Annotated in this window: 21 protein-coding genes, 5 tRNA genes and 1 pseudogene; 9 read left to right on the plus strand and 18 right to left on the minus strand. The window is 56.1% G+C overall.

What is annotated here, in order from left to right; all coding sequences use genetic code 11:
- Positions 1 to 16 precede the first annotated feature (16 nt).
- Together rhtB and ACLGE8_RS18795 are read left to right on the plus strand one after the other, a co-directional pair.
- Positions 17 to 637 (plus strand): homoserine/homoserine lactone efflux protein, encoded by a 621-nt coding sequence (gene rhtB / locus ACLGE8_RS18790; protein ID WP_411000430.1) that lies wholly within the window; start codon positions 17 to 19, stop codon positions 635 to 637.
- Between the two features lie 154 nt (positions 638 to 791).
- Positions 792 to 1464 (plus strand): annotated as a pseudogene (locus tag ACLGE8_RS18795) (Rpn family recombination-promoting nuclease/putative transposase).
- Positions 1465 to 1509: 45 nt separating this feature from the next.
- Here the strand turns inward: ACLGE8_RS18795 and rhtC are convergent.
- The 3 genes from rhtC to pldA form a co-directional block, all read right to left on the minus strand.
- Positions 1510 to 2133, minus strand: a complete 624-nt coding sequence (gene rhtC / locus ACLGE8_RS18800; protein WP_411000431.1) for a threonine export protein RhtC — start codon at positions 2131 to 2133, stop codon at positions 1510 to 1512.
- Between the two features lie 81 nt (positions 2134 to 2214).
- Complete coding sequence (recQ, locus tag ACLGE8_RS18805; RefSeq protein ID WP_411000432.1) at positions 2215 to 4044, minus strand: ATP-dependent DNA helicase RecQ; 1830 nt, start codon at positions 4042 to 4044, stop codon at positions 2215 to 2217.
- A gap of 117 nt (positions 4045 to 4161) precedes the next feature.
- Entirely contained in the window at positions 4162 to 5028 is an 867-nt protein-coding gene (pldA, locus tag ACLGE8_RS18810) for a phospholipase A (RefSeq protein ID WP_411000433.1), read from the minus strand.
- 159 nt (positions 5029 to 5187) lie between these two features.
- Here pldA and yigI point away from each other — a divergent pair, with 159 nt between their 5' ends.
- On the plus strand, positions 5188 to 5655 hold the full coding sequence (yigI, locus tag ACLGE8_RS18815) for an acyl-CoA thioesterase YigI (RefSeq protein WP_220439443.1): 468 nt from the start codon (positions 5188 to 5190) through the stop codon (positions 5653 to 5655).
- A 50-nt stretch (positions 5656 to 5705) separates the two neighbouring features.
- Positions 5706 to 6599 carry an EamA family transporter RarD gene (rarD, locus tag ACLGE8_RS18820; RefSeq protein WP_411000434.1) on the plus strand — a complete coding sequence of 298 codons (894 nt, stop codon included), beginning with the start codon at positions 5706 to 5708 and terminating at the stop codon, positions 6597 to 6599.
- 93 nt (positions 6600 to 6692) lie between these two features.
- Here the strand turns inward: rarD and corA are convergent, their stop codons facing one another.
- The 8 genes from corA to lptM all read right to left on the minus strand — a co-directional run bounded on the left by corA (position 6693) and on the right by lptM (position 13606).
- Entirely contained in the window at positions 6693 to 7643 is a 951-nt protein-coding gene (gene corA / locus ACLGE8_RS18825; RefSeq protein ID WP_411000435.1) for a magnesium/cobalt transporter CorA, read from the minus strand.
- A 149-nt stretch (positions 7644 to 7792) separates the two neighbouring features.
- A complete protein-coding gene (gene ysgD, locus ACLGE8_RS18830; protein ID WP_368301982.1) occupies positions 7793 to 7849 on the minus strand; it encodes a YsgD/CorL family protein in 57 nt (18 codons plus the stop codon).
- 147 nt (positions 7850 to 7996) lie between these two features.
- Entirely contained in the window at positions 7997 to 10159 is a 2163-nt protein-coding gene (uvrD, locus tag ACLGE8_RS18835; protein ID WP_185669765.1) for a DNA helicase II, read from the minus strand.
- A gap of 64 nt (positions 10160 to 10223) precedes the next feature.
- Complete coding sequence (gene yigB / locus ACLGE8_RS18840) at positions 10224 to 10940, minus strand: 5-amino-6-(5-phospho-D-ribitylamino)uracil phosphatase YigB (protein WP_411000436.1); 717 nt, start codon at positions 10938 to 10940, stop codon at positions 10224 to 10226.
- Complete coding sequence (xerC, locus tag ACLGE8_RS18845; RefSeq protein ID WP_411000437.1) at positions 10940 to 11842, minus strand: tyrosine recombinase XerC; 903 nt, start codon at positions 11840 to 11842, stop codon at positions 10940 to 10942. Before xerC ends, yigB begins: the two co-directional genes overlap by 1 nt.
- Positions 11839 to 12546: a DUF484 domain-containing protein gene (locus ACLGE8_RS18850; RefSeq protein ID WP_411000438.1), complete on the minus strand. Its 708-nt coding sequence runs from the start codon at positions 12544 to 12546 to the stop codon at positions 11839 to 11841. The genes xerC and ACLGE8_RS18850 overlap by 4 nt, the downstream gene beginning before the upstream one ends.
- Complete coding sequence (gene dapF / locus ACLGE8_RS18855) at positions 12543 to 13367, minus strand: diaminopimelate epimerase (protein WP_185669777.1); 825 nt, start codon at positions 13365 to 13367, stop codon at positions 12543 to 12545. Before dapF ends, ACLGE8_RS18850 begins: the two co-directional genes overlap by 4 nt.
- Positions 13368 to 13402: 35 nt before the next feature.
- Entirely contained in the window at positions 13403 to 13606 is a 204-nt protein-coding gene (lptM, locus tag ACLGE8_RS18860) for an LPS translocon maturation chaperone LptM (protein WP_411000439.1), read from the minus strand.
- Between the two features lie 139 nt (positions 13607 to 13745).
- On the opposite strand from lptM, the gene cyaY reads away from it, so the two are divergent.
- Positions 13746 to 14066: an iron donor protein CyaY gene (cyaY, locus tag ACLGE8_RS18865; RefSeq protein WP_035896460.1), complete on the plus strand. Its 321-nt coding sequence runs from the start codon at positions 13746 to 13748 to the stop codon at positions 14064 to 14066.
- A 98-nt stretch (positions 14067 to 14164) separates the two neighbouring features.
- Here cyaY and cyaA read toward each other — a convergent pair whose 3' ends face one another.
- Entirely contained in the window at positions 14165 to 16711 is a 2547-nt protein-coding gene (gene cyaA / locus ACLGE8_RS18870) for a class I adenylate cyclase (RefSeq protein WP_411000440.1), read from the minus strand.
- Positions 16712 to 17128: 417 nt separating this feature from the next.
- On the opposite strand from cyaA, the gene hemC reads away from it, so the two are divergent.
- From hemC to hemY, 4 genes are read left to right on the plus strand one after another with little or no spacing between them, the layout of a single operon-like run.
- A complete protein-coding gene (hemC, locus tag ACLGE8_RS18875) occupies positions 17129 to 18070 on the plus strand; it encodes a hydroxymethylbilane synthase (RefSeq protein ID WP_411000441.1) in 942 nt (313 codons plus the stop codon).
- Complete coding sequence (hemD, locus tag ACLGE8_RS18880) at positions 18067 to 18807, plus strand: uroporphyrinogen-III synthase (protein ID WP_411000442.1); 741 nt, start codon at positions 18067 to 18069, stop codon at positions 18805 to 18807. The genes hemC and hemD overlap by 4 nt, the downstream gene beginning before the upstream one ends.
- Positions 18808 to 18828: 21 nt before the next feature.
- Complete coding sequence (hemX, locus tag ACLGE8_RS18885) at positions 18829 to 20028, plus strand: uroporphyrinogen-III C-methyltransferase (RefSeq protein ID WP_411000443.1); 1200 nt, start codon at positions 18829 to 18831, stop codon at positions 20026 to 20028.
- Between the two features lie 3 nt (positions 20029 to 20031).
- Positions 20032 to 21228 carry a protoheme IX biogenesis protein HemY gene (gene hemY / locus ACLGE8_RS18890; RefSeq protein WP_411000444.1) on the plus strand — a complete coding sequence of 399 codons (1197 nt, stop codon included), beginning with the start codon at positions 20032 to 20034 and terminating at the stop codon, positions 21226 to 21228.
- A gap of 442 nt (positions 21229 to 21670) precedes the next feature.
- On the opposite strand, the gene ACLGE8_RS18895 is transcribed toward hemY, so the two are convergent.
- From ACLGE8_RS18895 to thrP, 6 genes are all read right to left on the minus strand, one after another.
- A tRNA-Pro gene (locus tag ACLGE8_RS18895) sits at positions 21671 to 21747 on the minus strand.
- A gap of 90 nt (positions 21748 to 21837) precedes the next feature.
- A tRNA-Pro gene (locus ACLGE8_RS18900) sits at positions 21838 to 21914 on the minus strand.
- 44 nt (positions 21915 to 21958) lie between these two features.
- A tRNA-Leu gene (locus ACLGE8_RS18905) sits at positions 21959 to 22044 on the minus strand.
- Between the two features lie 23 nt (positions 22045 to 22067).
- Positions 22068 to 22143, minus strand: a tRNA-His gene (locus ACLGE8_RS18910).
- Between the two features lie 57 nt (positions 22144 to 22200).
- Positions 22201 to 22277: transfer RNA gene (locus ACLGE8_RS18915), tRNA-Arg, on the minus strand.
- A gap of 102 nt (positions 22278 to 22379) precedes the next feature.
- Positions 22380 to 23765 (minus strand): bifunctional threonine/serine APC transporter ThrP, encoded by a 1386-nt coding sequence (thrP, locus tag ACLGE8_RS18920; RefSeq protein WP_185669598.1) that lies wholly within the window; start codon positions 23763 to 23765, stop codon positions 22380 to 22382.
- Between the last annotated feature and the right edge of the window lie 159 nt (positions 23766 to 23924).

Consider the following 23924-nt stretch of genomic DNA (forward strand, 5'->3'; position numbering starts at 1 on the left):
ATCCAGGGAGATTCTCATGACCTTCGAATGGTGGTTCGCCTACCTGCTCACATCCATAATTCTTAGCCTGTCGCCGGGCTCAGGGGCGATCAATACCATGACCACCTCCATTAACCACAGCTATCGCGGCGCAGCGGCATCGATTGCCGGGCTGCAAACCGGCCTGGCGATTCACATTGTGCTGGTTGGCATAGGTCTCGGGACACTCTTCTCGCGCTCCCTGCTGGCCTTTGAGGTGCTGAAATGGGCGGGTGCGGCGTACCTTATTTGGCTCGGCATTCAGCAATGGCGCGCTGCAGGCTCCATCGACCTGAAAACGCTGGCGAAAACGCAAAGCCGCGGCAAACTGTTCCAGCGGGCGGTGTTCGTCAACCTGACCAACCCGAAAAGCATCGTGTTCCTGGCCGCCCTGTTCCCACAGTTTATCGTGCCGCATCAGCCGCAGGTCGCGCAGTATCTGGTTCTTGGCGTGACGACCATCGTCGTTGATATCATCGTAATGATTGGCTATGCCACGCTGGCACAGCGGATCTCAGCGTGGATTAAAGGGCCGAAGCAGATGAAGGCGCTGAATAAGGTGTTTGGTTCGCTGTTTATGCTGGTAGGTGCGCTGCTGGCGTCGGCACGCCATGCCTGAACGCGACGCGCAATATTTTGCTGCGGGGTTTGCTCGTCGACAAAATTGCGCGAGCCGCCACGCATCCCTGACAGAAGCCTGAAATCACCGCTATCGCCGCAGATCGCCCCGGTGCCTGAATGCCGCCAGACTTTTCATTCACGGATGATGCACGATGGCGGAGACAGCCACACCGCATGACGCGGTATTTAAAACCTTTCTCTCCTGCGCCGATACGGCGCGGGATTTTATTAGCCTCCGTCTCCCCACTCAGTTTCTCCAACTCTGCAAACTGGAGACGATACGGCTGGAATCGAGGAGTTTTATCGAAGACGATCTGCGTCCCTACTATAGCGCTAAGTTGGCTGGATGCGTTCAGCGATCCCGTTGCCTCGCGTCAGCTCTACACCTCGTCTTTCCCGCTGGTTGATATTACGGTCATTCCTGACGAGGAGGTTATGCAACACCGCAGTATGGCGGCGCTGACCCTGGTGCAGAAGCATATTCGCCAAAGGGATATCGCGTTGCTACAAGACAAGCTAGCCAGTTTGTTCATTCTGGGACACATGAACGGACAACAAATAACCATGCTGGTAAACTATTTGATACAAGCAGGACAAGCCCAGGATGGTCAAAAACTATTGTATGGACTGGCACAGCGCGTGCCGCAGCATGGAGAAAAGTTTATGACCATGGCAGAACAGCTACGTAAAGAAGGGATTCAGGAAGGTAAACTTGCCGCAACGCAGGATATTGCTAAAACCATGCTGGAAAGGGGCATCGATAGCAACATCATCACTGAGATCACCGGACTTTCTCCCGATGAACTCCAGCAACTTAGCCACTAAACACCGATGAGCCCACCCGAAAAAGTTACCGAGTGGGCCAATCACTTAGCGCGAAATAATCAGGTGAATGCCGAAACCCGCGAACAGCGTGCCCGCTACGCCGTCAATCCACTTCGCTGCGCGCTGGTAGCCGCGACGCATCGCGGGTAGCGCAAACAGGCTTGCCACGACGGTAAACCAGGCCAGCGTTTCGAGGATAATCAGCAGGAAGATCCCCCAGCGTTCGCCCGCGCCGACGTTATCGCCGACAAACAGCGAGAACACTGAACCAAAGTAGATAATCGCTTTCGGGTTGGCGAGGTTAGTCAGCAGGCCCTTCATAAAGCTGCGTCCGCCCTGAGCCAGTTCAACCTGCGGCTCTTCGGCTGAATCGGTTTTCTCTTTCTTCAGCGCCCCACGCAGCATCTGGTAGCCCATCCAGCACAGATACAAACCACCGCCGACCATAATAATGGTGTGCAGCCAGGCCATTTTTTCGATAATCAGGTGCAGGCCGAGCAGCGCAACGCCCGCCCAGACCATCACACCACAGGTGATCCCCAGCACGCCCATCATCGCTTCTTTGCGCGAGCGGCTCACGGCAGTCTGGGAGACAAAAAAGAAGTCCGGGCCCGGGCTCATTAAGGCAATGATGTGCACCAGCGCGACGGTCAGGAACAGCGTAATCATGATAGACCTACCAAACGAGGCGATAAATTCGCGGAAAATAGTACAGTGAGTAACTATCCTGACACTTTTTCCGCAAGCTGACTACTCTTCATCGTCACCGTCAACGTGAGCGCGAATCAGCGCCAGGAATTCACGACCAAAGCGTTCGAGTTTACGCGTGCCCACACCGTTGACGCTGAGCATATCGCTCGGAGAGATAGGCATCTGTTCTGCCATTTCAATCAGCGTCGCGTCGTTAAAGACGACATAAGGTGGGATATTTTCTTCATCGGCAATGGCTTTACGCAGCTTACGCAGCTTAGCAAACAGCTGCTTGTCATAGTTACCCACCGCCGCTTTTTGCATCACGCGCGGCTTCAGCGCCACAATACGCGGTACCGCCAGTTGCAGCGGCACTTCGCCGCGCAGCACCGGGCGGGAAGCGTCGGTAAGCTGTAGCGCCGAGTGTTGAGCAATGTTCTGGGTGACGAAGCCTAAATGAATGAGCTGACGAATGACGCTGACCCAGTGTTCATGACTTTTGTCGCGGCCCATACCGTAGACTTTGAGCTTATCATGGCCGAATTCACGGATACGCTGACTGTTGGCACCGCGAATCACCTCGACGACGTAGCCCATCCCAAAACGCTGGTTAACTCGGCCAATGGTGGAGAGCGCAATCTGCGCGTCCTGCACGCCGTCGTACTGTTTCGGTGGGTCGAGACAGATGTCGCAGTTGCCGCACGGCTCCTGACGGCCCTCGCCAAAGTAGTTGAGCAACACCAGACGACGGCAGGTCTGCGCTTCAGCAAACGCCCCCATCGCGTTGAGCTTATGCCGCTCGATGTCCTGCAACATGCCCTCAGGCTTTTCTTCCAGGCAGCGGCGCAGCCACGCCATATCGGCCGGGTCGTAAAACAGCATCGCTTCCGCTGGTAGGCCATCGCGCCCGGCGCGGCCAGTTTCCTGATAGTAGGATTCGATATTGCGAGGGATGTCGAAGTGCACCACGAAACGGACGTTGGGCTTGTTGATACCCATCCCGAAGGCCACGGTGGCGACCACGATTTGCAGATCGTCACGCTGGAATTTTTCCTGCACGTCAGCGCGCACGGTGTTTTCCAGCCCGGCATGGTACGCCGCCGCGCTGATGCCACGACTTTGCAGGCGAGCCGCGGTGTCTTCCACCTTCGCACGGCTATTGCAGTAAATAATGCCCGATTTTCCCCGCTGCTCCTGCACGTAGCGCATCAGCTGATCGAGCGGCTTAAACTTCTCCATCAGCATGTAGCGGATATTCGGGCGGTCGAAGCTGCTGATTTGAATCAGCGGGTCGTTAAGCCCCAGCAGGCGTACAATGTCGCTACGGGTAGTGTCGTCGGCGGTGGCGGTCAGCGCCATAAACGGCAGCGCGGGGAAGCGCTGACGCAGCTGGCCAAGTGCCGCGTATTCCGGGCGGAAGTCATGCCCCCACTGCGAGATACAGTGCGCTTCATCCACCGCCAGCATTGCCGGATTCCAGTGCGCCAGATGCTCCAGGAAGTTATCCAGCATCAGGCGTTCCGGGGCGATATAGAGCAGGCGAATCTGCCCGGTACGGCAGCCAGCCATCACCTCTTGCTGCTGTTCACGGGTTTGGGTGGAGTTGATACAGGCCGCCGCCACGCCGTTCGCCAGCAGCTGATCGACCTGGTCCTTCATCAGCGAGATCAGCGGTGAAACCACCACGGTCAGGCCGTTAAGCACCAGTGCAGGGATCTGATAGCACAGCGATTTACCGCCGCCGGTGGGCATCACGACCAGGCAGTCGCGCCCTTCCAGCACGGTGTCGATAATGGTTTCCTGGCCAGGACGGAACTGCTGGTAGCCAAAGGTCTCTTGCAAAACCTGCTTAGCCAGCGATTCCTGATTTAAAACTTCCGCCTGTGCCACATTGACCCCATTACCGTTAAATAAAAACAGGCGCTATTTTCAGCGCCCGCGTGCCAAACTGCAACGTTTTAGACGAATTCCTTCGGCCATGCTCGCAACAAACCGCAGGAATTGCTCTTAAAACAGGTCGTTAAGCATTACCCCGACCCCAACACGAGTCTGGTTAAAGTTATAGTCGATAAGCGATTCGCCGTACCCGCTGTACACCTGAGTATAGAAACGAACGTGCTTAGTAACCGGATAGCTCACGCCAAGCTCCGCGCCGCCGTAGCCGGTGTTCCAGTTATATTGCCCCTGTGCACTGAGCACCGCGTCGCCCAACTGATAGCCAATTTTCAGCCGGTAATAGCCCATATATTTGGTGATATCCGGGTTATCGTCGGTATCGCCAATCACGTACCAGGGCTTAACTTCAACCAGCCAGTTACCGTTTTGCGCCATCAGGCGCGTATAGAGTCGGTTCCAGCTACGGGAAGTGGGATCTGAGCGGCCGTTGGAATCATGGTTATAGCCCATCTCAACGTCGCGAAGCGTCCAGCCTGCAAAGCGATAATCGGTAGCAAAACCAAGGAAAAGCTGCGGTTCATAGTTGGTTTCACGGAACGGCGAAGACTCATCGCTGTTGGAGAGCTGCCACCAGGAGCGCTGGGTATAAGACGCTGCCAGCACTGAGTTATCCCCCAGAATGCCGCGCCACAGCGGGAAGGCCAGGCTAAGCTGGAATTTCACCTCATCTTTACGCGCATTCTCAGCCCAGTCGTAGGAACGAATGGCCTCTTTATTGAGGTCGCTGGTCCAGGTGTAGAGCAGGTAGTTGCTTTCATAAGGGTAGAGCGTGAACGGATTATCATGCTCCTGTAGAAGGTTGGCGATAATGCTGCCGCGTACTGCCGGTGCATCGTGCACCTCTTTAATTGTCGCTTCCTGTGCCAACGCCGCGACAGGCAGCAGCAGCGCCAGTAACCCACTGAGTGAGATCCGCATCAGTCAACTTCCCCTGAGATATATAAATAATGGATAACAAATTGACACGTATTCTACCTGTTTACGCTGTTCTTGCTCATCAAACCTTTCTGAAAGTAGAAATCAACATTCAATCGGCATAAAATCAACATTTTATTAACAATGAAATGTAAGGTCACTATGTCTGCAGAACTCACCGCGGAAGCCGCACTCAAGCTAGTTGGCGAAATCTTTGTCTACCATATGCCGTTCAACCGGGCGCTGAATCTGGAGCTGGATGTCTACGAAAAGGCATTCGCTCAGCTGAGTTTTAACAACCAGCCGATGATGGTGGGCAACTGGGCGCAAAGCATTCTGCACGGTGGAGTGATCGCCTCGGCGCTTGATGTCGCGGCAGGCCTGGTCTGCGTAGGTAGCACATTGGCACGTCATGACACCATCAATGAAGATGAACTGCGCCAGCGCCTGTCAAAGATGGGCACCATCGACCTGCGCGTGGACTATCTACGCCCAGGACGCGGCTCGCGCTTTACCGCCACCAGCACGCTGCTGCGCGCAGGCAATAAGGTTGCCGTTGCCCGCGTTGAATTGCACAACGAAGAGAAGACACATATCGCCAGCGCCACAGCGACTTATATGGTGGGATAACCGCCAGAATCGCGTAAAATTGCGTTACTTTTTCGAAATGGATGTTTCACATGGATCCCAAACAGACGCGACAAGGCGTGCTTCTGGCCCTTGCCGCCTATTTCATCTGGGGCATCGCTCCAGCCTACTTCAAGCTGATTTACTACGTTCCAGCCGATGAAATCCTGACCCACCGTGTTATCTGGTCATTTTTCTTTATGGTAGCGCTCATCAGCATTAGCCGTCAGTGGCCGCAGGTCAAAACGCTGCTGAAGACCCCAAAGAAGATCTTCCTGCTCGCGCTATCGGCTGTCTTAATCGGCGGCAACTGGCTGCTGTTTATCTGGTCGGTCAATAACCACCATATGCTGGAGGCGAGCCTCGGCTACTTCATCAATCCGTTGGTGAACATTCTGTTGGGGATGATTTTTCTCGGCGAGCGTTTTCGTCGGATGCAGTGGTTAGCCGTGGTGCTGGCGATTTGCGGCGTTCTGGTACAGCTATGGACCTTTGGCTCGCTGCCAATCATTGCACTGGGGCTGGCGTTTAGCTTCGCCTTCTATGGGCTGGTGCGTAAGAAAATTGCCGTCGATGCCCAGACAGGGATGCTGTTTGAGACGCTCTGGCTGCTTCCCGTGGCCGCGATTTATCTCTTCGGCATCGCCGATAGCGCCACCAGCCACATGGGTCAAAACCCGTGGTCGCTGAATCTGCTGCTGATTGCCGCAGGCGTCGTGACGACTATCCCACTGCTGTGCTTTACCGGGGCGGCGACCCGCCTGCGCCTGTCAACACTGGGCTTCTTCCAGTACATCGGCCCGACGCTGATGTTCCTGCTGGCGGTAACGTTCTACGGTGAGGTGCCGGGCGCAGATAAGATGGTGACCTTTGCCTTTATCTGGGTGGCGCTGGCGATCTTCGTGATGGATGCGGTGTATACGCAAAGACGGGGACGTCGGAGCTAAAAGCCATGCCGGATGGCGGCTACGCCTTATCCGGCCTACATTGATGTGCTGTTGTAGGCCGGATAAGCGAAGCGCCATCCGGCACAGCCATGATTACAGCCAGTTCTTGCGCTTAAAGTACAGGTACGGCGCAAGCCCCGCCAGAATCATAAAGATAATGGCTCCAGGGTAACCAAAGCTCCACTTCAGTTCCGGCATAAACTCAAAGTTCATCCCGTAGCTGGAGGCCACCAGCGTCGGCGGCAGGAAGACCACGGAGACTACCGAGAAGATCTTGATGATGCGGTTCTGCTCGATGTTGATAAAGCCCATCGCCGCCTGCATCAGGAAGTTAACCTTCTGGAACAGCGATTCGTTGTGCGGCAGCAGGGATTCGATATCTCGCAGGATTTCTCGCGCCTGCTCAAGCTGATTCGCTGGCAAACGCGCCTTACGCACCAGGAAGTTCAACGCGCGCTGGGTATCCATCAGACACAGGCGTACCTTCCAGCCGATATCTTCCAGTTCCGCCAGCGTCGAGAGCGCTTCGTCGTACTCATCGCCCTGATGCCCTTCCATAATGACGCGGCTTAGCTTTTCGAGGTCGCTATAGATGTTTTCGATTTCGTCCGCCAGCTGTTCAATTTTGGTTTCAAACAGGTCGAGCAGCAGCTCGTAGGCGTTACCGTCCGCCATTGCCTGGTTACGCGCACGCATGCGGTAGAGGCGAAATGCGGGCAGCTCACGCTCACGCAGGGTGAACAGGCGCCCTTCGCGGATGGTGAATGCGACGGTGGAGTTACCTGCGTGATCGTCCGCATCTTCATAAAAGAAGAAGGAGTGAATGTGCAGGCCGTCTTCGTCTTCAAAAAAACGTGCGGATGCTTCGATGTCTTCCAGTTCAGGGCGCGTGGCCAGGTTCTGGCCCAAATCCTTTTGCACACGGTTTCGTTCGTCGTCATCTGGCTCGACTAAATCCACCCAAACCGAGCTGGCAAGATGATCGATCTCATCCGCCTCAAGACGCGTTAAACGATTGTTTTCCAGTTGAAATGCGCTCAGCATGACCGGGACTCCCAATGCAAAAAATTATCGGACAGCCGGTGGGCACACAGAAACTACAGGGGTTTCAGACCATTAAACAGCCTGACTCAATGCGACGGGAAATACGAGTCGCTGACAACCGCTAAGGCTATCAGCATAAGAGGATAGCCTTAGGAGTTGTTCCTGAATGACAGGAAGGTGAGCCAGCATCTACTGGGTGTGTCCAAGGCTTTGTCCTCTTAGCGTAATCGTGCGCGCATGTTACGCCAGCAAAAAAACGCCGTCAACACGCAACGAAACGCTAAGTTAGATTAATTACCTTCTCTTTATTAAGGCTAGCATAAGGTGACAAAAATGTTATGTTTTTCTGAATGTTATACGTTTTCTAACCTGGCGTAAGCGGCCACCAGCCATTTAATTCCTTGACCCTGGAAAGCGACCTGCAGCCGGCTATGTTCACCGCTGCCTTCCAGGTTGACGATAGTGCCTTCACCAAACTTCGCATGGCGTACACGTTGACCGAGTTTATAGCCGGTATCGTTCTCCGCCATTGGCGTGCCCATCCGCTGATGGCTGACCGGTCGGCTAACCGTTGCGCGCAGACGAACCTCTTCGACACAGGCTTCCGGCAGCTCGCCGATAAAGCGCGACGGGCGATGGTAAACCTCTTTGCCGTACAGGCGGCGCGTTTCGGCGTAGGTCAGCGTCAGCTTTTGCATCGCACGGGTGACGCCGACGTAGGCCAGACGGCGTTCTTCTTCCAGACGCCCGCCTTCATCCAGCGACATTTGGCTTGGGAACATCCCCTCTTCCATGCCAACGATAAACACCTGCGGGAATTCCAGGCCTTTCGCCGAGTGCAGGGTCATCAACTGCACCGCGTCCTGCCAGGTATCTGCCTGACCTTCCCCGGCTTCCAGCGCCGCATGGGAGAGGAACGCCTGCAGCGGCATTAAATCTTCATCTTCTTCGTTGTAGCTGAACTGCCGCGTAGCCGTGACCAGTTCGTCTAAGTTCTCGATTCGCGTCTGGCCTTTCTCGCCTTTTTCCTGCTCGTACATCATGCGCAGACCAGAGTCTTTCACCACGCGGTCGGTCTGCACGTGCAGCGGCATATCGGCCGTTTCCTGCGCCAGTGCGTCAATCAGCTCCATAAAGCGCTGCAGCGCGCTCGCCGCACGGCCGGCAAGGGCTTTCTCCTGCAGCAGCTCGCGGCAGGCCTGCCACAGTGTCAGCTGACGGTCACGCGAGGTCTGGCGCACCACGTCCAGCGTACGATCGCCGATACCACGCGTTGGCGTGTTTACCACGCGCTCAAACGCTGCGTCGTCGTTACGATTGGCGATAAGACGCAAATAAGAGAGCGCGTCTTTGATTTCCTGACGTTCGAAGAAGCGCATACCGCCGTAGATACGGTACGGCATGCTGGCCTGCAGCAGCGCCTCTTCCAGCACGCGCGATTGGGCGTTGCTGCGGTAGAGGATGGCGCATTGCGTCAGCGCGCCGCCGTTGTCCTGCCAGGTTTTAATGCGGTTCACCACGAAGCGCGCTTCATCGAGCTCGTTAAACGCGCAGTAGAGCGAAATCGGTTCGCCGTCGGCGCCGTCGGTCCACAGTTTTTTTCCCAGTCGCCCGTTGTTGTTTTCAATCAGGGCGTTCGCGGCGCTGAGGATATTGCTGGTTGAACGGTAGTTCTGTTCCAGACGGATGGTTTCTGCGCCGGGGAAATCGTTGAGGAAGCGCTGGATGTTCTCCACCTGCGCCCCGCGCCAGCCGTAGATCGACTGGTCGTCATCGCCGACGATCATCACCTTACCGGTGTCGCCCGCCAGCAGGCGGATCCAGGCGTACTGAATGTTGTTGGTATCCTGGAATTCGTCCACCAGAATATTGGTAAAACGCTCGCGATAGTGCTGCAGGATATGCGGCTTGTTGAGCCACAGTTCATGGGCGCGCAACAGCAGCTCGGCGAAGTCCACCAGCCCTGCACGGTCACACGCTTCCTGGTAGGCCTGATAGACCTTCTGCCAGGTCTGTTCAACCGGGTTACCGTAGCTTTGCAGATGGTGTGGACGCAGCCCTTCGTCTTTCTGGCTGTTGATAAACCACATCGCCTGGCGCGGCGGCCACTGTTTCTCGTCGAGATTCATCGCCTTGATCAAGCGCTTAAGCAGGCGTAGCTGATCTTCGCTGTCGAGGATCTGGAAATCCTGCGGCAGATTGGCGTCCAGATGGTGCGCGCGCAGCAGGCGGTGCGCCAGCCCGTGGAAGGTCCCGACCCACATGCCACCCTGAGAGGTCCCCATCAGCTCAGCGATACGGTGGCGCATCTCTGCCGCCGCCTTGTTGGTAAAGGTGACCGCCATGATGGAGTACGGCGAGCAGTTCTCGACGCTTTGCAGCCAGGCAATGCGATGCACCAGCACGCGCGTCTTGCCGCTGCCTGCCCCGGCGAGCACCAGCATATTGGTACGCTCCGCCGCGACGGCTTCGCGCTGTTTATCGTTGAGGCTGTCGAGCAGGTAAGAAACGTCCATTGGCACCGCCGGAATCAACAGGGCCCAGTGGGACCCCTGGGAATTTATACAGAGTTGCTTACGATTATATCAGCGAGGTCAGAGATGCCAACCGGGAAATCTCGACATGCGGCAACAAACGGCTGTCTGCGGTTTGCATCAGGTCGGCATTTTCCGGTTTGATCCAGCAGGCTTGCATGCCGCAGCGAATGGCACCTGCCACGTCGGTGGTCAGGTCATCGCCTACGTGCAGGATCTCGCCGAGCGGCACGTTGAGCTTGTCTGCCGCCAGATGGTACATATCGGCAAATGGCTTCGAACGCCCGTCCGGGCCGGCGCGCAAAACGAACTGGAAGTAATCGCTCAGGCCGAACAGTTCCGGCTGGGCGTTACCGTTGGTGATCGCCACCAGCGGCCATTTCTGGCCCAGTTTCGCCAGCGTGTCGTGGGTTTCCTGCGGCACGTCAATCCGGCTGCGCCACTGGGCGAAATTCGCCATCGCCGCATCGGCACCGGCTTTGGCTTCCTGAGCCGTCAGCCCAAGCTGACGCATACCGGACTCCAGCGCACGCCAGCGCCATTCGGTGACGTCATGATAGATTTCTGGCTCTGTCTTTAACAACTCATCGCGCCACTGCTGCAACGTACGGGCATCGAAGTTCGCCAGCGCCGGATGGTAGCCGCGTACAAAGGCCAGCGATTCCTGCATCGTGCGGTCAATCACCGGGCGGTTATCATAAAGGGTGTCATCAAGGTCAAACGTCAGCGCCGCGATAGCGCCTAACGGCCGATAAAAACGCATTATTTCTCCCGTTTGGCGCGCGGATGCGCCGCATCGTACACCGAGGCAAGGTGTTGAAAATCAAGGTGGGTATAGATTTGGGTGGTAGACAGGTTGGCGTGGCCCAGCAGTTCCTGCACGCCGCGCAGGTCACCGCTCGATTCGAGCATATGAGTGGCAAATGAGTGGCGCAGCTTGTGGGGGTTCACGTGGCTGTTCAGCTCCTGCTTAATGCCCCATTCCGCAAAGCGTTTTTGCACATTACGCGCCGAAATTCGCTTGCCGAGCTTCGAGAGAAACAGCGCGTCCTCGTCGCTGCCAAACAGCCCGCGCAGGTCGAGCCAGTGCTCAATCCACGTCACGGCGTTACGGCCAATCGGCAGGCGACGCTCTTTGCTGCCTTTCCCCATCACCCACACTTCGCCGGTATCGAGATCCAGATGTTTAATATCCAGATTCACCAGTTCAGAAAGACGTAAGCCCGCGCCGTACATCACCTCCAGCATGGCGCGGTCGCGCACCGCCAGCGGGTCGTTGAGATCGATATCCAGCAGGCGGTTAACGTCATCGACGTCGATATTTTTTGGCAGATGGCGCGGTGCTTTCGGCGCGGCGATGCCTTTTGCCGGGTTTGCCGGCAGCTCGCCCTGACCCACCATCCAATCAAAGAAGCTACGCAGCGCCGACAAGCGTAGCGCCAGGCTTGCAGCCCCCAGCCCTTTGCGGCGGCTGCGGGTCGCAAAACTGCGCACCATCGCAGCATCACATTGTTGCCAATTCTGCAGGCCCATTCCTTCGGCCAGTTCAATAATGGCATCAAGCTGACGCTGGTAGTTGAGGAGCGTGATGGGGCTAAGCTGGCGCTCTACGCCCAGATAGCGCAGAAAGCGGGTAACGGCTTGCTCTAGTTCGGTACCGGTCATACGCGCTCTATCCAGCGTTCCAGCAGGCCCGGCATCATCAGGGCGATTTCCTGCAGCAGCTGCGTGCCCTGCCCCGGTTGATAGTGGTGCGGGTCGCGGCTGCTAAAGAGGATCACGCCTAAATCGCCGTCGCTGCCCATCATCGACATCGCTACCGATCCTACGGCTTTCGCCTCAGGAAGCACCAGCAGCAGCTCGGGACCGTTGAGAGGGCCAAGATAGTGGTTGGCCTGGCCTAAGCGCTGAATACGCAGCGGTTCAAAGGCCTGACGGGAGAGCACCAGATCGGTATGTCTGGAAGGTGCGCCAAGGCGCCAGCGGTCGGAGAACAGCCGCAGCGATGCGCCCGCCAGCCCCAGCTCACGTGCCCAGCGATGGAAGCGCAGCAGGAGATCGTCCAGGCTTTCCGCGCAGGCCAGCCGATTTTGCAGATGCAGCAAGCGATAAAACAGGCTTTCGTTAGCCATCGCCTGCTCCATCAACTGGCTCATATTCTCTTCCAGCATGGCAATGTAGTTGCGCGAACGCGCCATGTGCCACTCCACCAGAGAGACCATGCCCCGCACCGGGTGCGGGACGCGCATTTGCTCAACCACTGATGCATTACGAATAAAGAATTCAGGATGTTGCAACAGATAATCCACGACCGCGCCGTCATTTAGCGTAGCGAGAGCGTCCTGCTGTTCTTCCCCGACGTGTTTCATAAGTGAATAAATCCGTCATAGACATGTGCCGCCGGGCCAGTCATAAACAACGGTTGGCCCGGGCCTTTCCAGGCGATATCAAGTCGCCCGCCAGGCAGTTCCACGCGCACCTCTTCCGCCAGCAAGCCCTGCTGGATGCCAACGGCAACCGCCGCACATGCGCCGCTGCCGCAGGCCTGAGTTTCACCCGCACCGCGTTCGTAAACGCGCAGACGGATGTGGTCCCGTTTCACTACCTGCATAAAACCAATGTTAGCGCGTTCTGGAAAACGCTCATGACTTTCCATCACCGGGCCAAGCGTTTCTACCGCGGCGGTGTCGACATCATCGACCTGAATCACGCAGTGTGGGTTCCCCATCGAGACCACGCCGCACAATACTGTCTGTTCAGACGCGCGCATGATATAGGTCTTTTCCGCTTTGTTAGCGCGGAACGGCACCTGTGACGGTTCGAAGTTAGGCTCGCCCATATTCACGCGAACCAGTTCATCGTCGGTCACGCTTAAGACCATACGGCCATTGGCGGTGCTCACGCGGATATCGCGCTTGTTGGTCAACCCTTTCAGGCGCACAAAGCGGGCGAAACAACGGGCACCGTTACCACACTGGGAGACTTCGCTACCGTCGGCGTTAAAGATGCGGTAGTGAAAATCCAGGTCAGGATCGTAAGGCGGTTCCACGACCAACAGCTGATCGAAACCCACGCCAAGATGCCTGTCCGCCAGTCGGCGGATAAGCTCAGGCGAGAAAAAAACATTCTGCGTTACCGCGTCGACGACCATGAAATCGTTGCCGAGGCCATGCATTTTAGAGAACTGCATCATCTACTCCAGTTGCGCGGAACAGAACGGTAATATTAGTAATTAACCTGCGTCGGGCCGCCGTTATCACCACGGTCGTTACGATCCGGAGAACTGCTCTGAATCGGAGGAGTGACGGATTGCGTCGGCGGAGCTGCCGTTTTATCAGCCGGAGGAAAATAGAGCGGGCCCTTCAGGCCGCAGCCTGCAAGGCTAAATAATGCAAGTAACACTGCCAGCGGTCGAAAAATCTTATTCATTCTTAAGATGCCTGTAGTTCAATGCTTTCTATTTTCTATCATCGCAGGAGAAGGCGCAAAAGCAAGCGTTAAGCACCTGACTGCAACGTGATTTGTTTCACGCTATACTGCCGCCATCACTAAATAACGGGAAACAACAATGAACGACAGTGAATTTCATCGCCTGGCCGATACCCTGTGGCTGACCATCGAAGAGCGCCTGGACGATTGGGACGGCGACAGCGATATCGACTGCGAGATCAACGGCGGCGTGCTGACCATCAGCTTTGAAAACGGCAGCAAAATTATTATTAACCGTCAGGAACCATTGCACCAGGTGTGGCTGGCAACCAAACAGGGCGGCTACCATTTTGACCTGAAGGGTGATGAGTGGATTTGCGACCGCAGCGGCGAAACCTTCTGGGATCTGCTTGAGCAGGCGGCGACGCAGCAGGCGGGTGAAGAGGTTAGCTTCCGCTAAGGTGGATTGCCGGATGGCGGTGTAAACACCTTATCCGGCCTACAAACGGCACGAAACGAGTCGGCCGGATAAGGCGGAGCCGCCATCCGGCATCATGATTAAGAGAAATACTGCTGCAACAACGGTGCGTTGTTATTGTCCTGATTGGACGGCGGCGGCACGATGGCCTGGCTGCGGAACGGGATCACCTGCGCGCGACCATCAACCTTCACAATCTGATAGAACTGCGGCAGGTTGAAGTTGATAAAGCTTGAGCCGTAGGTGAAGCGATCGTGTGACGATGAGTAGAAGCGGCTGACGTCACGTACCAGCTCTTCTTTACTGCCCTCACAGTGGTGATACACCTCTGCGCGGTTGCTCTCGTCAAGAATGTAGATATTAAAGCCCTGATCCTCGCCCGACTCTTCGAAGAAGAACTGAATAATCCCTTCGCTCGCAAAACCATCGACCACCTGGGGCAGCTCAACATGATTGGTCTCAACCTGAACGGAAAGCCCGTGCAGCTTGTTATGCGAAATCGCGCCGTAGAACTCAATGGCGTTTTCCAGCTTCTGCACCGACACGTTAAGACGCTCAAAGAACAGGCCCCAGGTCTGCCCGGAGACGCGCAGCGCTTTAAAGCGACCGGTTTCCTGACGGGTGCTGGAAAGACGCAGTTCGATGCACTCGGACACCAGTTGCTGTACGCGAGTACGGATTAAACCGCGCAGATGCTGGCTATAGCAGAACACTTCAACGCTGTCCGGCGGCGCAGCATCCTGGTGCATCTTACCAAGGATAGTTTTCAGCGCTTCGATCATCGCCTGCTCGCCGTTGAAGTGCAGCGTACGCACTTCATTCCACGAGTTGCGATACAGCAGGTCAACGCTGCCGACCAGGCATTTCTGATCTTCGCCGAAGCTGAAGGTATCAAGCTTGCGGAAATCGAAATGCACCACCTGATTGCGGAAGGCCGCCGTCGGGTCATATTCGAGGTTAACAATAATCGCCAGATGGCGAATTTCGCACGGGCTATAGAGCGCTTTCGGCGTTGGCGCAGGCAGACGCAGCGGGAAGTGGTGCGACACGTCAGCAACCATCTCCTGCAGTTTTGCCAGATCGACAATACCGTTGCCTTTAATAAACAGGCGCGTGCGCGAGGTCAGCAGGCCGTTAAACCAAGCCCAGGCCACCAGCTTATTCAGATAGCGGTTATATTCCAGCGGCTGATGGCTGATTATTGATTCCATGTTCGGCGAGCGGTTGTAGAGATACCAACCCGTACGGTTGGCGCGTCCCGGCGGAACATAGATAAAGGTCAGATTCGGTTCGGACAGGTCCGGGGAGATCTGCGGGTTCACCAGCGTCACTTTACCCGGCAGCGCTTCAAACGCGGCGTACAGCTTACGCGTCAGCACACCGATATCCTGCGGGCTGGCGGAAACGCTCAGGTTATTCCGACGAGCGAAGCGAATCAGGTTACGGTAGCTCTGCATCATTGCATCGAGCAGCTCGTTGTGCGCTTCGCGGACCTGGTCGATTTTCCAGTTGGCGCGGTTGTCGAGCATCGCCAGACGCTCTTCGCTCCAGCCCCACTCTTTCACCAGTTGGCCGACCACTTCACGACGCCAGCCAACGCAGGCGCGTTCGCGGCTGAGCTTTTCGCACACCTTCAGATAGAAGCAGCGGCGCACGAGGTCAAGGCGGGTTTCATCTTCAATCGCCTTCAGGTACTCGGTCACGCGCTCCAGCATCATGCAGTAGGCATCGAGACCGAAGGAGACGATCTCGCCGTTGTGCAGGCGCTGTTTAATGTCTTTTGCCAGCAGGTGCGTATTCGGGTATTCCCAGGAATAGGCTTCCAGCAGCAGGGTTTTCAGCACCGCTTTATACGGTGAGTCGATACTCTTATAGAGCTGCCACAGGCTGGCACCGAAGTACTCTTCGGCGGAGAGCGAGCTCAATCCACCGAGGTCGAGCCATTCGTTCGGCGTCAGGACACCCTGGGCGTAAAGCGTCATCACGTAGTCGTCGTAATGATCTTCTTCTTCGCCCGGCACCATATTCCACAGAATACGTTTGCCCGCCAGGCGGACCGCCGTGCGGTAAAATTCGTCGAGTAATAAAATGTGCTGCGTTGAACCGCAGTCTTCGCCACCGAGGCTGCCGCTTTCATTATGACGGAAGCGGTTTTCGTCGATCAGGAAGAAGCTGACTTCAACGCCCAGCGATGCCGCCCAGCTTTCCAGCAGGCTGCATTTGCGCTGTAACAATTGGCGTTCATCATTATCGAGCCACGACTGGTGGCAGACCCAGATATCCAGATCGGAAGAGCAGCTCTGGCCTACCGATGAGGTACTCCCCATCGAGTAAACGCCGGTAATCGGCAGTTCACCTTTTGCGGAGGTCTGCGGCGGCATGCCGCGGTGCAGCTCGAGCTCATCAAGATAATGGCGTTGGGTTTCATCAGGCGTGTAGAGGCAGATGCCCTTGGGAACGTTACCGTCGAGGTAACCCGGCATCAGCGGATGATGATAATGTAATAATGTCGGCAGTAGACTGTAAACCTGCTGGAAAGCAGGCCCCATGGCTGCAAGCGCGCGATCCACACGCAGTTGGTTGATGGCATCCAGTCTCTGTTTCAGTGTCTCAATATAGAGGTACAAGACATATCGCCTGATGTTCAAAACCTCGACGTATCCTGTCAGAGCGGTACGGAGGTTTTAATATTTCAACAAGAAGAACCGTTACCGTTTTGTGTCCGCCGTTGTGATTATCAAAATTCGGACAAAAAATGGTTTAAAACGTGATCAATTTAACACCTTGCCGGTTGACCGTAAAGAATGTTGCACTACAACAAGTGTAGCATTGAATGCTGCTGTAAACCCCGGCATACGATCAAGACAGTGCCAGTAATGAACGGTAAACACAACCCCGTTTATGCTTACCTTTACTGACTCTCAAGGCACGCTTCGTGCATACCCCTTAATTCCCAGCAAGAATTTTTACGAAGACCGTGAAAACTAACATCATTAGGGCAACAATGTTAGGATGGTCAATGGACGATAACGACGGTAACAAGCATGTTAGACAAAGTTTTGAGAATTGCCACACGCCAAAGCCCGCTCGCTCTCTGGCAAGCGCACTATGTACAAGAACGCCTGATGGCTTGCCATCCCGGGCTTACGGTGACGCTCGTGCCGATGGTCACGCGAGGGGACATCATCCTTGATACGCCGCTGGCCAAAGTGGGCGGTAAAGGGCTTTTCGTCAAAGAGCTGGAGCTTGCGCTGCTTGAAAACCGTGCGGACATCGCCGTCCACTCGATGAAAGATGTCCCAGTGGAGTTCCCGGAAGGGCTTGGACTGGTGACCATCTGCGAACGTGACGACCCGCGCGATGCCTTTGTCTCTAACCATTACGCCTGCATGGACGACCTCCCGGCAGGCAGCATCGTCGGCACCTCCAGCCTGCGCCGCCAGTGTCAGTTGGCCAAGCGACGCCCGGACCTGGTGATCCGCTCGCTGCGCGGCAACGTCGGCACGCGTCTGAGCAAGCTCGACAACGGTGACTACGATGCCATTATCCTGGCGGTCGCGGGGCTAAAACGCCTTGAGCTGAATGACCGCATTCGCCAGCCAATGTCGCCGGAAGAGTCGCTCCCGGCGGTCGGTCAGGGAGCCGTCGGCATTGAGTGCCGTCTGGACGATGAACAGACCCGCGCCCTGCTCGCCCCATTAAACCACGACGACACCGCCATTCGCGTCCGCGCCGAACGCGCGATGAACACGCGTCTGGAAGGTGGCTGCCAGGTGCCTATCGGCAGCTACGCTGAGCTGAACGACGGCGAACTGTGGCTGCGCGCGCTGGTTGGCGCGCCGGACGGCAGTGAAATGGTGTGCGGTGAACGTCGCGGCAAGCCGGAAGATGCCGAACGCATGGGCATTGAACTTGCCGACGAACTGCTGGACAACGGCGCGCGGGCAATCCTTGCCGCCGTTTACGACGGAGATACCGCCGTATGACCATTCTGGTTACCCGCCCCTCCCCGCAAGGTGAAGAGTTAGTCAGCCGTTTGCGCGCGCTGGGGCGAGTAGCCTGGAATTTCCCGCTGATAGAATTTACGCCCGGACGCGAGCTGAACGCGCTGGTACCGGCACTTGGCGCGCTGCGCGAAGGCGATTTAGCGTTTGTTCTGTCGCAGCACGCGGTCAGCTTCGCCCACGCACAGCTTCAGCAGCAGCGCGTTAGCTGGCCCACTTCTCCCCGTTATTTTGCGATTGGCCGTACTACGGCGCTGGCGCTGCATCAGGCGAGTGGCCTCGATGTTCGCTATCCATTAGATCGGGAAATCAGCGAAGTGTTGCTACAATTACCTGAATTGCAAACTATTGCGGGAAAGAAGGCGCTGATTCTGCGCGGCAACGGCGGGCGTGAACTGCTGGCCGAAACGCTGAGCGCTCGCGGCGCCGATGTCACCCTTTGCGAATGTTACCAGCGCAGCGCTATCCATTATGACGGCGCCGAAGAGGCTATGCGTTGGCAGTCGCGAGAGGTCAACACCCTCGTGGTGACCAGCGGCGAAATGCTGCAACAACTCTGGACGCTGATTCCCCTCTGGTACCGGGAGCGCTGGCTGCTCACCTGCCGGCTACTGGTGGTGAGTGAGCGTATTGCAAAACTGGCCCAGGAGTTGGGCTGGCAGGATATTCAGGTTGCCGATAGCGCAGACAACGATGCGCTGCTGCGCGCACTACAATAACTCTCAAAATTGGAAGCCATAATGACGGAACAAAAAGAAAACTCCGCCGTGGTTGAAGAGTCCGAAGATGCGGTGAAAACCTCACCGCAGCCTGAAGCTCGTAAGCCGGAAAATGCTGAGAAGAAAAATAACGGCGGGAAAACCAGTCTGGCGCTCAGCGCCGTTGCTATCGCCATTGCGCTAGCGGCAGGCATTGGCCTGTACGGCTGGGGCAAACAGCAGGCCGTCAACCAGACCCAGACCAGCGACACTCTCGCCAATCAGCTTATCGCCCTGCAAAAAACGCAGGACGCACAAAAAGAGGCGCTGGAAACCACGCTTAAACAGCAGGCCGAACAGCTGCAGGAAGCCAAAACCCAGCAGGTGGAAATGGCTAAACAGCTGGACGAAATGCAGCAGAAAGTGGCGGCTATTTCTGGTACCGACTCGAAAACCTGGCTGCTGTCCCAGTCCGACTTCCTGGTGAAGCTGGCCGGTCGTAAGCTGTGGAGCGATCAGGATGTCACCACCGCCGCGGCGCTGCTGAAAAGCGCGGACGCCAGCCTGGCGGATATGAACGACCCGAGCTTAATCGCCGCTCGTCGCGCCATTACCGAAGATATTGCCAGCCTCTCCGCCGTCTCTCAGGTGGACTACGACGGCATCATTCTCAAGGTCAATCAGCTTGCCAATCAGGTGGATAACCTGCGCCTGGCGGATAACAACATCGACGATTCGCCGATGGATAACGATGATGATGAGCTGTCGGCTTCGCTCGGTGAATGGCGCGTGAACCTGCAGAAAAGCTGGCAGAACTTTATGGACAGCTTTATAACCATTCGTCGCCGCGATGAGACGGCCGTGCCGCTGCTGGCGCCAAACCAGGATATCTACCTGCGGGAGAATATCCGCGCCCAGTTGCTCGCCGCTTCTCAAGCGGTTCCGCGCCATCAGGATGAAACCTTCAAGCAGGCGCTGGATAACGTTTCAACCTGGGTACGCGCTTATTACGACACCGACGACGCCGCCACGAAAACGTTCCTTGATGAGATAGACAAGCTCAGCCAGCAGAGCATCTCCATGGATATCCCGGAAACGCTGCAAAGCCAGCCGATTCTGGAAAAGCTGATGCAAACTCGCGTGCGTAACCTGATGGCGCAGCCTGCCGTCACGTCTGCAGAACCTGTCGCTGCGGCTCCCGCGCAGCCAGCGCCAGCACCTGCCCCAGCGCAAGGAGAGTAACCGATGCTAAAAGTTCTCTTACTCTTTGCACTGCTGATTGCCGGCGTGGTAGTCGGCCCGATGATCGCGGGCCATCAGGGCTATGTGCTTATCCAGACGGACAACTACAACATTGAAACCAGCGTCACCGGTTTAGTCATTATCATGATCCTGATAATGGTGGTGCTGTTCGCTCTGGAGTGGATTCTGCGCCGTATTTTCCGCACCAGCGCCCACACGCGCGGCTGGTTCGTTGGGCGTAAGCGTCGCCGTGCGCGTAAGCAGACAGAACAGGCGCTGCTGAAGCTGGCGGAAGGCGACTATCAGCAGGTTGAGAAGCTGATGTCGAAAAATGCCGATCACGCCGAGCAACCGGTGGTGAACTACCTACTGGCGGCCGAAGCGGCGCAGCAGCGTGGTGATGAAGCGCGCGCCAATCAGCACCTTCAGCGCGCGGCTGAAAACGCAGGCAACGACCTGATCCCGGTCGAAATCACCCGCGTCCGTCTGCAATTGGCGCGCCACGAGAATCACGCGGCACGCCACGGTATTGATAAGCTACTGGAAGTGGCGCCGCGCCACCCGGAAGTGCTGCGTCTGGCAGAGCAGGCCTATATTCAGACCGGAGCCTGGAGCTCACTGCTGGATATCATCCCGTCCATGGCGAAAGCGCACGTTGGCGACGACGCACACCGTGCTGCGCTGGAACAGCAAGCCTGGATTGGTCTGATGGATCAGGCCCGCGCCGATCAAGGCAGCGAAGGGCTGCGCAACTGGTGGAAAAACCAGAGCCGCAAAACCCGTCATCAGGTGGCCCTGCAGGTCGCCATGGCCGATCACCTGATTGAATGTGACGATCATGACACCGCACAGCAGATCATTATTGATGGGCTGAAGCGCCAGTATGACGATCGTCTGGTGATGTTGATCCCGCGACTGCGCACCAATAACCCGGAGCAAATGGAAAAACTGCTGCGCCAGCAAATCAAAACGGTAGGCGATCGGCCACTGCTGTGGAGTACGCTGGGTCAGTCGCTGATGAAGCACGGCGAGTGGCAGGAAGCGAGCCTGGCGTTCCGTGCCGCTCTGAAGCAGCGTCCGGACGCGTTCGACTACGCCTGGCTTGCCGATACGCTTGACCGTCTGAAGCAACCGGAAGAGGCGGCGGCAATGCGCCGCGATGGCTTGATGCTGACGTTGCAGAATAACCCGCCTGCATAAGGTGGCGCGTTTTTCTTAAGGGGCCGAATGGCCCCTTTTTTTTGGCTGCAGTGCGGCCCCGGCGGCGCTGCGCCTGGCCGGGCTACTACTCCGGGCATAAAAAAACGCCCGCTCCTTTTGGGAGCAGGCGTTAAACAGGTTTAATTCGACAACATAATGGGTGCTTCACTCAACGTAATGTCCATGGTGTCTGATGAGGCAAAAGCGACATCTGTCAGTGGACGATAAGCACCGTAAACGGCTCTGCGTCATTCCCGAGTTTATGAGGCCAAAGGCGAACATAAGAGGTGGAATGAGCATCTACGCGGCGCATTATGTCACAGTCAGTTGTTGATAACATCCCCTTTGTTTCACAACGGGATTAATCTGTAGAGGTAACAAAATGGCGGTGAATTGGGTGGGGAGAGAAAACAAAAAACCCCGCCGAAGCGGGGTTCAAAATTGGTCGGCGAGAGAGGATTCGAACCTCCGACCCACTGGTCCCAAACCAGTTGCGCTACCAAGCTGCGCTACTCGCCGAAATACTGCTTTTTGAATTATCGTTCAATTCGGTTTTTATTCGTGACGTTAGGTCTTGAATAAAAAACCCTGCTCTGCAGGGTCTAAAATTGGTCGGCGAGAGAGGATTCGAACCTCCGACCCACTGGTCCCAAACCAGTTGCGCTACCAAGCTGCGCTACTCGCCGATGTACTGCTTTTTGAATTATAAATTCAATTCATTATAAAGTCGTGGTGCGAGGGGGGGGACTCGAACCCCCACATCCTAAGGACACTAACACCTGAAGCTAGCGCGTCTACCAATTCCGCCACCTTCGCAATTTCACAACTCTATCAAATAATGGGGTGGCTAATGGGATTCGAACCCACGACAACTGGAATCACAATCCAGGGCTCTACCAACTGAGCTATAGCCACCACTGCAAACCTCTTACGCGGTCTTTTAAAACCACCGCAGCTCCAGCACCGGGTAAATGGTGCGCCCGACAGGATTCGAACCTGAGACCTCTGCCTCCGGAGGGCAGCGCTCTATCCAGCTGAGCTACGGGCGCTTAGCGCCGTTGCGGGGTCGGATAATACGGACTTCCTCCCCCGCTGTCTAGTGCCTTTTAAAAGAAAATTATCGTTTGCTCATGCTTTGCGCGTTTTGTCGCTTATTTCTGCAAATCTTGCACTTCCGCGCCCTGGCTCATGCCAAAAACCTTATAAACCAGCGTCACAAGGGCCAGGAAGATCACGCCAACAAACAGCGACATCCGGGTGTCATCGTTGAATCCCATACCGATCAGCACGCAAATCAGGAACGCCATGGTCAGATAGTTGGCCCACGGGAACATAATCGAACGGAACGGGTGACTAGCAATCGCTTCTTTATGTGCACGACGGAAGCGCAGCTGGCTAATCAGAATCACAAACCACGGCACCATACCCGGCAGTACGCTTGCACTATAGACATAGACGAACACGCGCTGCGGGTTAGGAATGATGTAGTTCAGGCACGAGCCAATCAGCAGGATAACAATCGATACGCTAACGCCAGCCGCCGGAACGCCGCTTTTGGTCACTTTCGCCATCGCCGACGGCAGCTGACGGTTTTTCGCCAGCGCATAGAGCATACGGCCACAGCTGTACATTCCGCTGTTACAGCCGGATAGCGCCGCCGTCAGCACCACGAAGTTGATAATCCCTGCCGCCGCAGTGATCCCGATTTTAGCGAAGGTCAGCACAAACGGGCTGCCGTTGGTGCCAATTTCATTCCACGGGAAGATAGTGACAATAACGAAAATCGCGCCCACATAGAAAATCAGGATGCGCCACAGCACCTTGCCTACCGCGCTGCGCAGAGTCACCTGCGGGTTTTTCGCTTCACCGGCGGTCATGCCGATAAGCTCAACGCCCTGGTAGGATGCAACCACAATACACAGCGCCGTCAGGAAGCCTTTCCAGCCGCCGGCAAAGAAACCGCCGTGTTCGGTCAGGTTGCTAAAGCCAATGGATGTACCGCCGTTGCCGAAGCCAAAGAAAATGACGCCGAGGCCAATGACAATCATCACGATAATGGTCGTGACTTTAATCATTGCGAACCAGAATTCGATTTCGCCGTACAGGCGCACCGCCGCCAGGTTTGCCAGCGCGACCAGCCCTACGGCGATCAGCGCTGGTATCCACTGCACCATATCCGGGAACCAGAACTGGACGTAAACCCCTATCGCGGTAATCTCCGAGATCCCCACCGCCATCCACATAAACCAGTATGACCAGGCGGTGAGATAGCCGAAGAACGGGCTCATATAACGGTGCGCGTAGACGGCGAACGAACCGGTTACCGGCTCGAGAAACAGCATTTCGCCCATTGATCGCATAATGAAGAAGACAAATACCCCAGCCAGAATATAGGCCAGCAGCACCGACGGCCCGGCCCACTTCAGGGTGCTTGCCGCGCCCATAAACAGGCCCACGCCGATGGTGCCCCCAAGGGCAATTAATTCGATATGACGGGCTTCCAGACCGCGCTGGAGCTCCGGTTTATTCTCTGCCATAGATCCTCTTGTGTTTGCATATGTCCGGTCGATGCCGGTTTTTATTTTTTTATAGAAAAATAGATGTCTGTCGGATACGGATACCGCCGTAGAAAATACGTAGATATCGTCAGGGCAGGCGAATGGTTTAACAATTTGGCTGAAATGGCAAATAGAAAT

The sequence above is a fragment of the Kluyvera sp. 142486 genome, from assembly GCF_046569695.1.
GTDB lineage: Bacteria > Pseudomonadota > Gammaproteobacteria > Enterobacterales > Enterobacteriaceae > Kluyvera.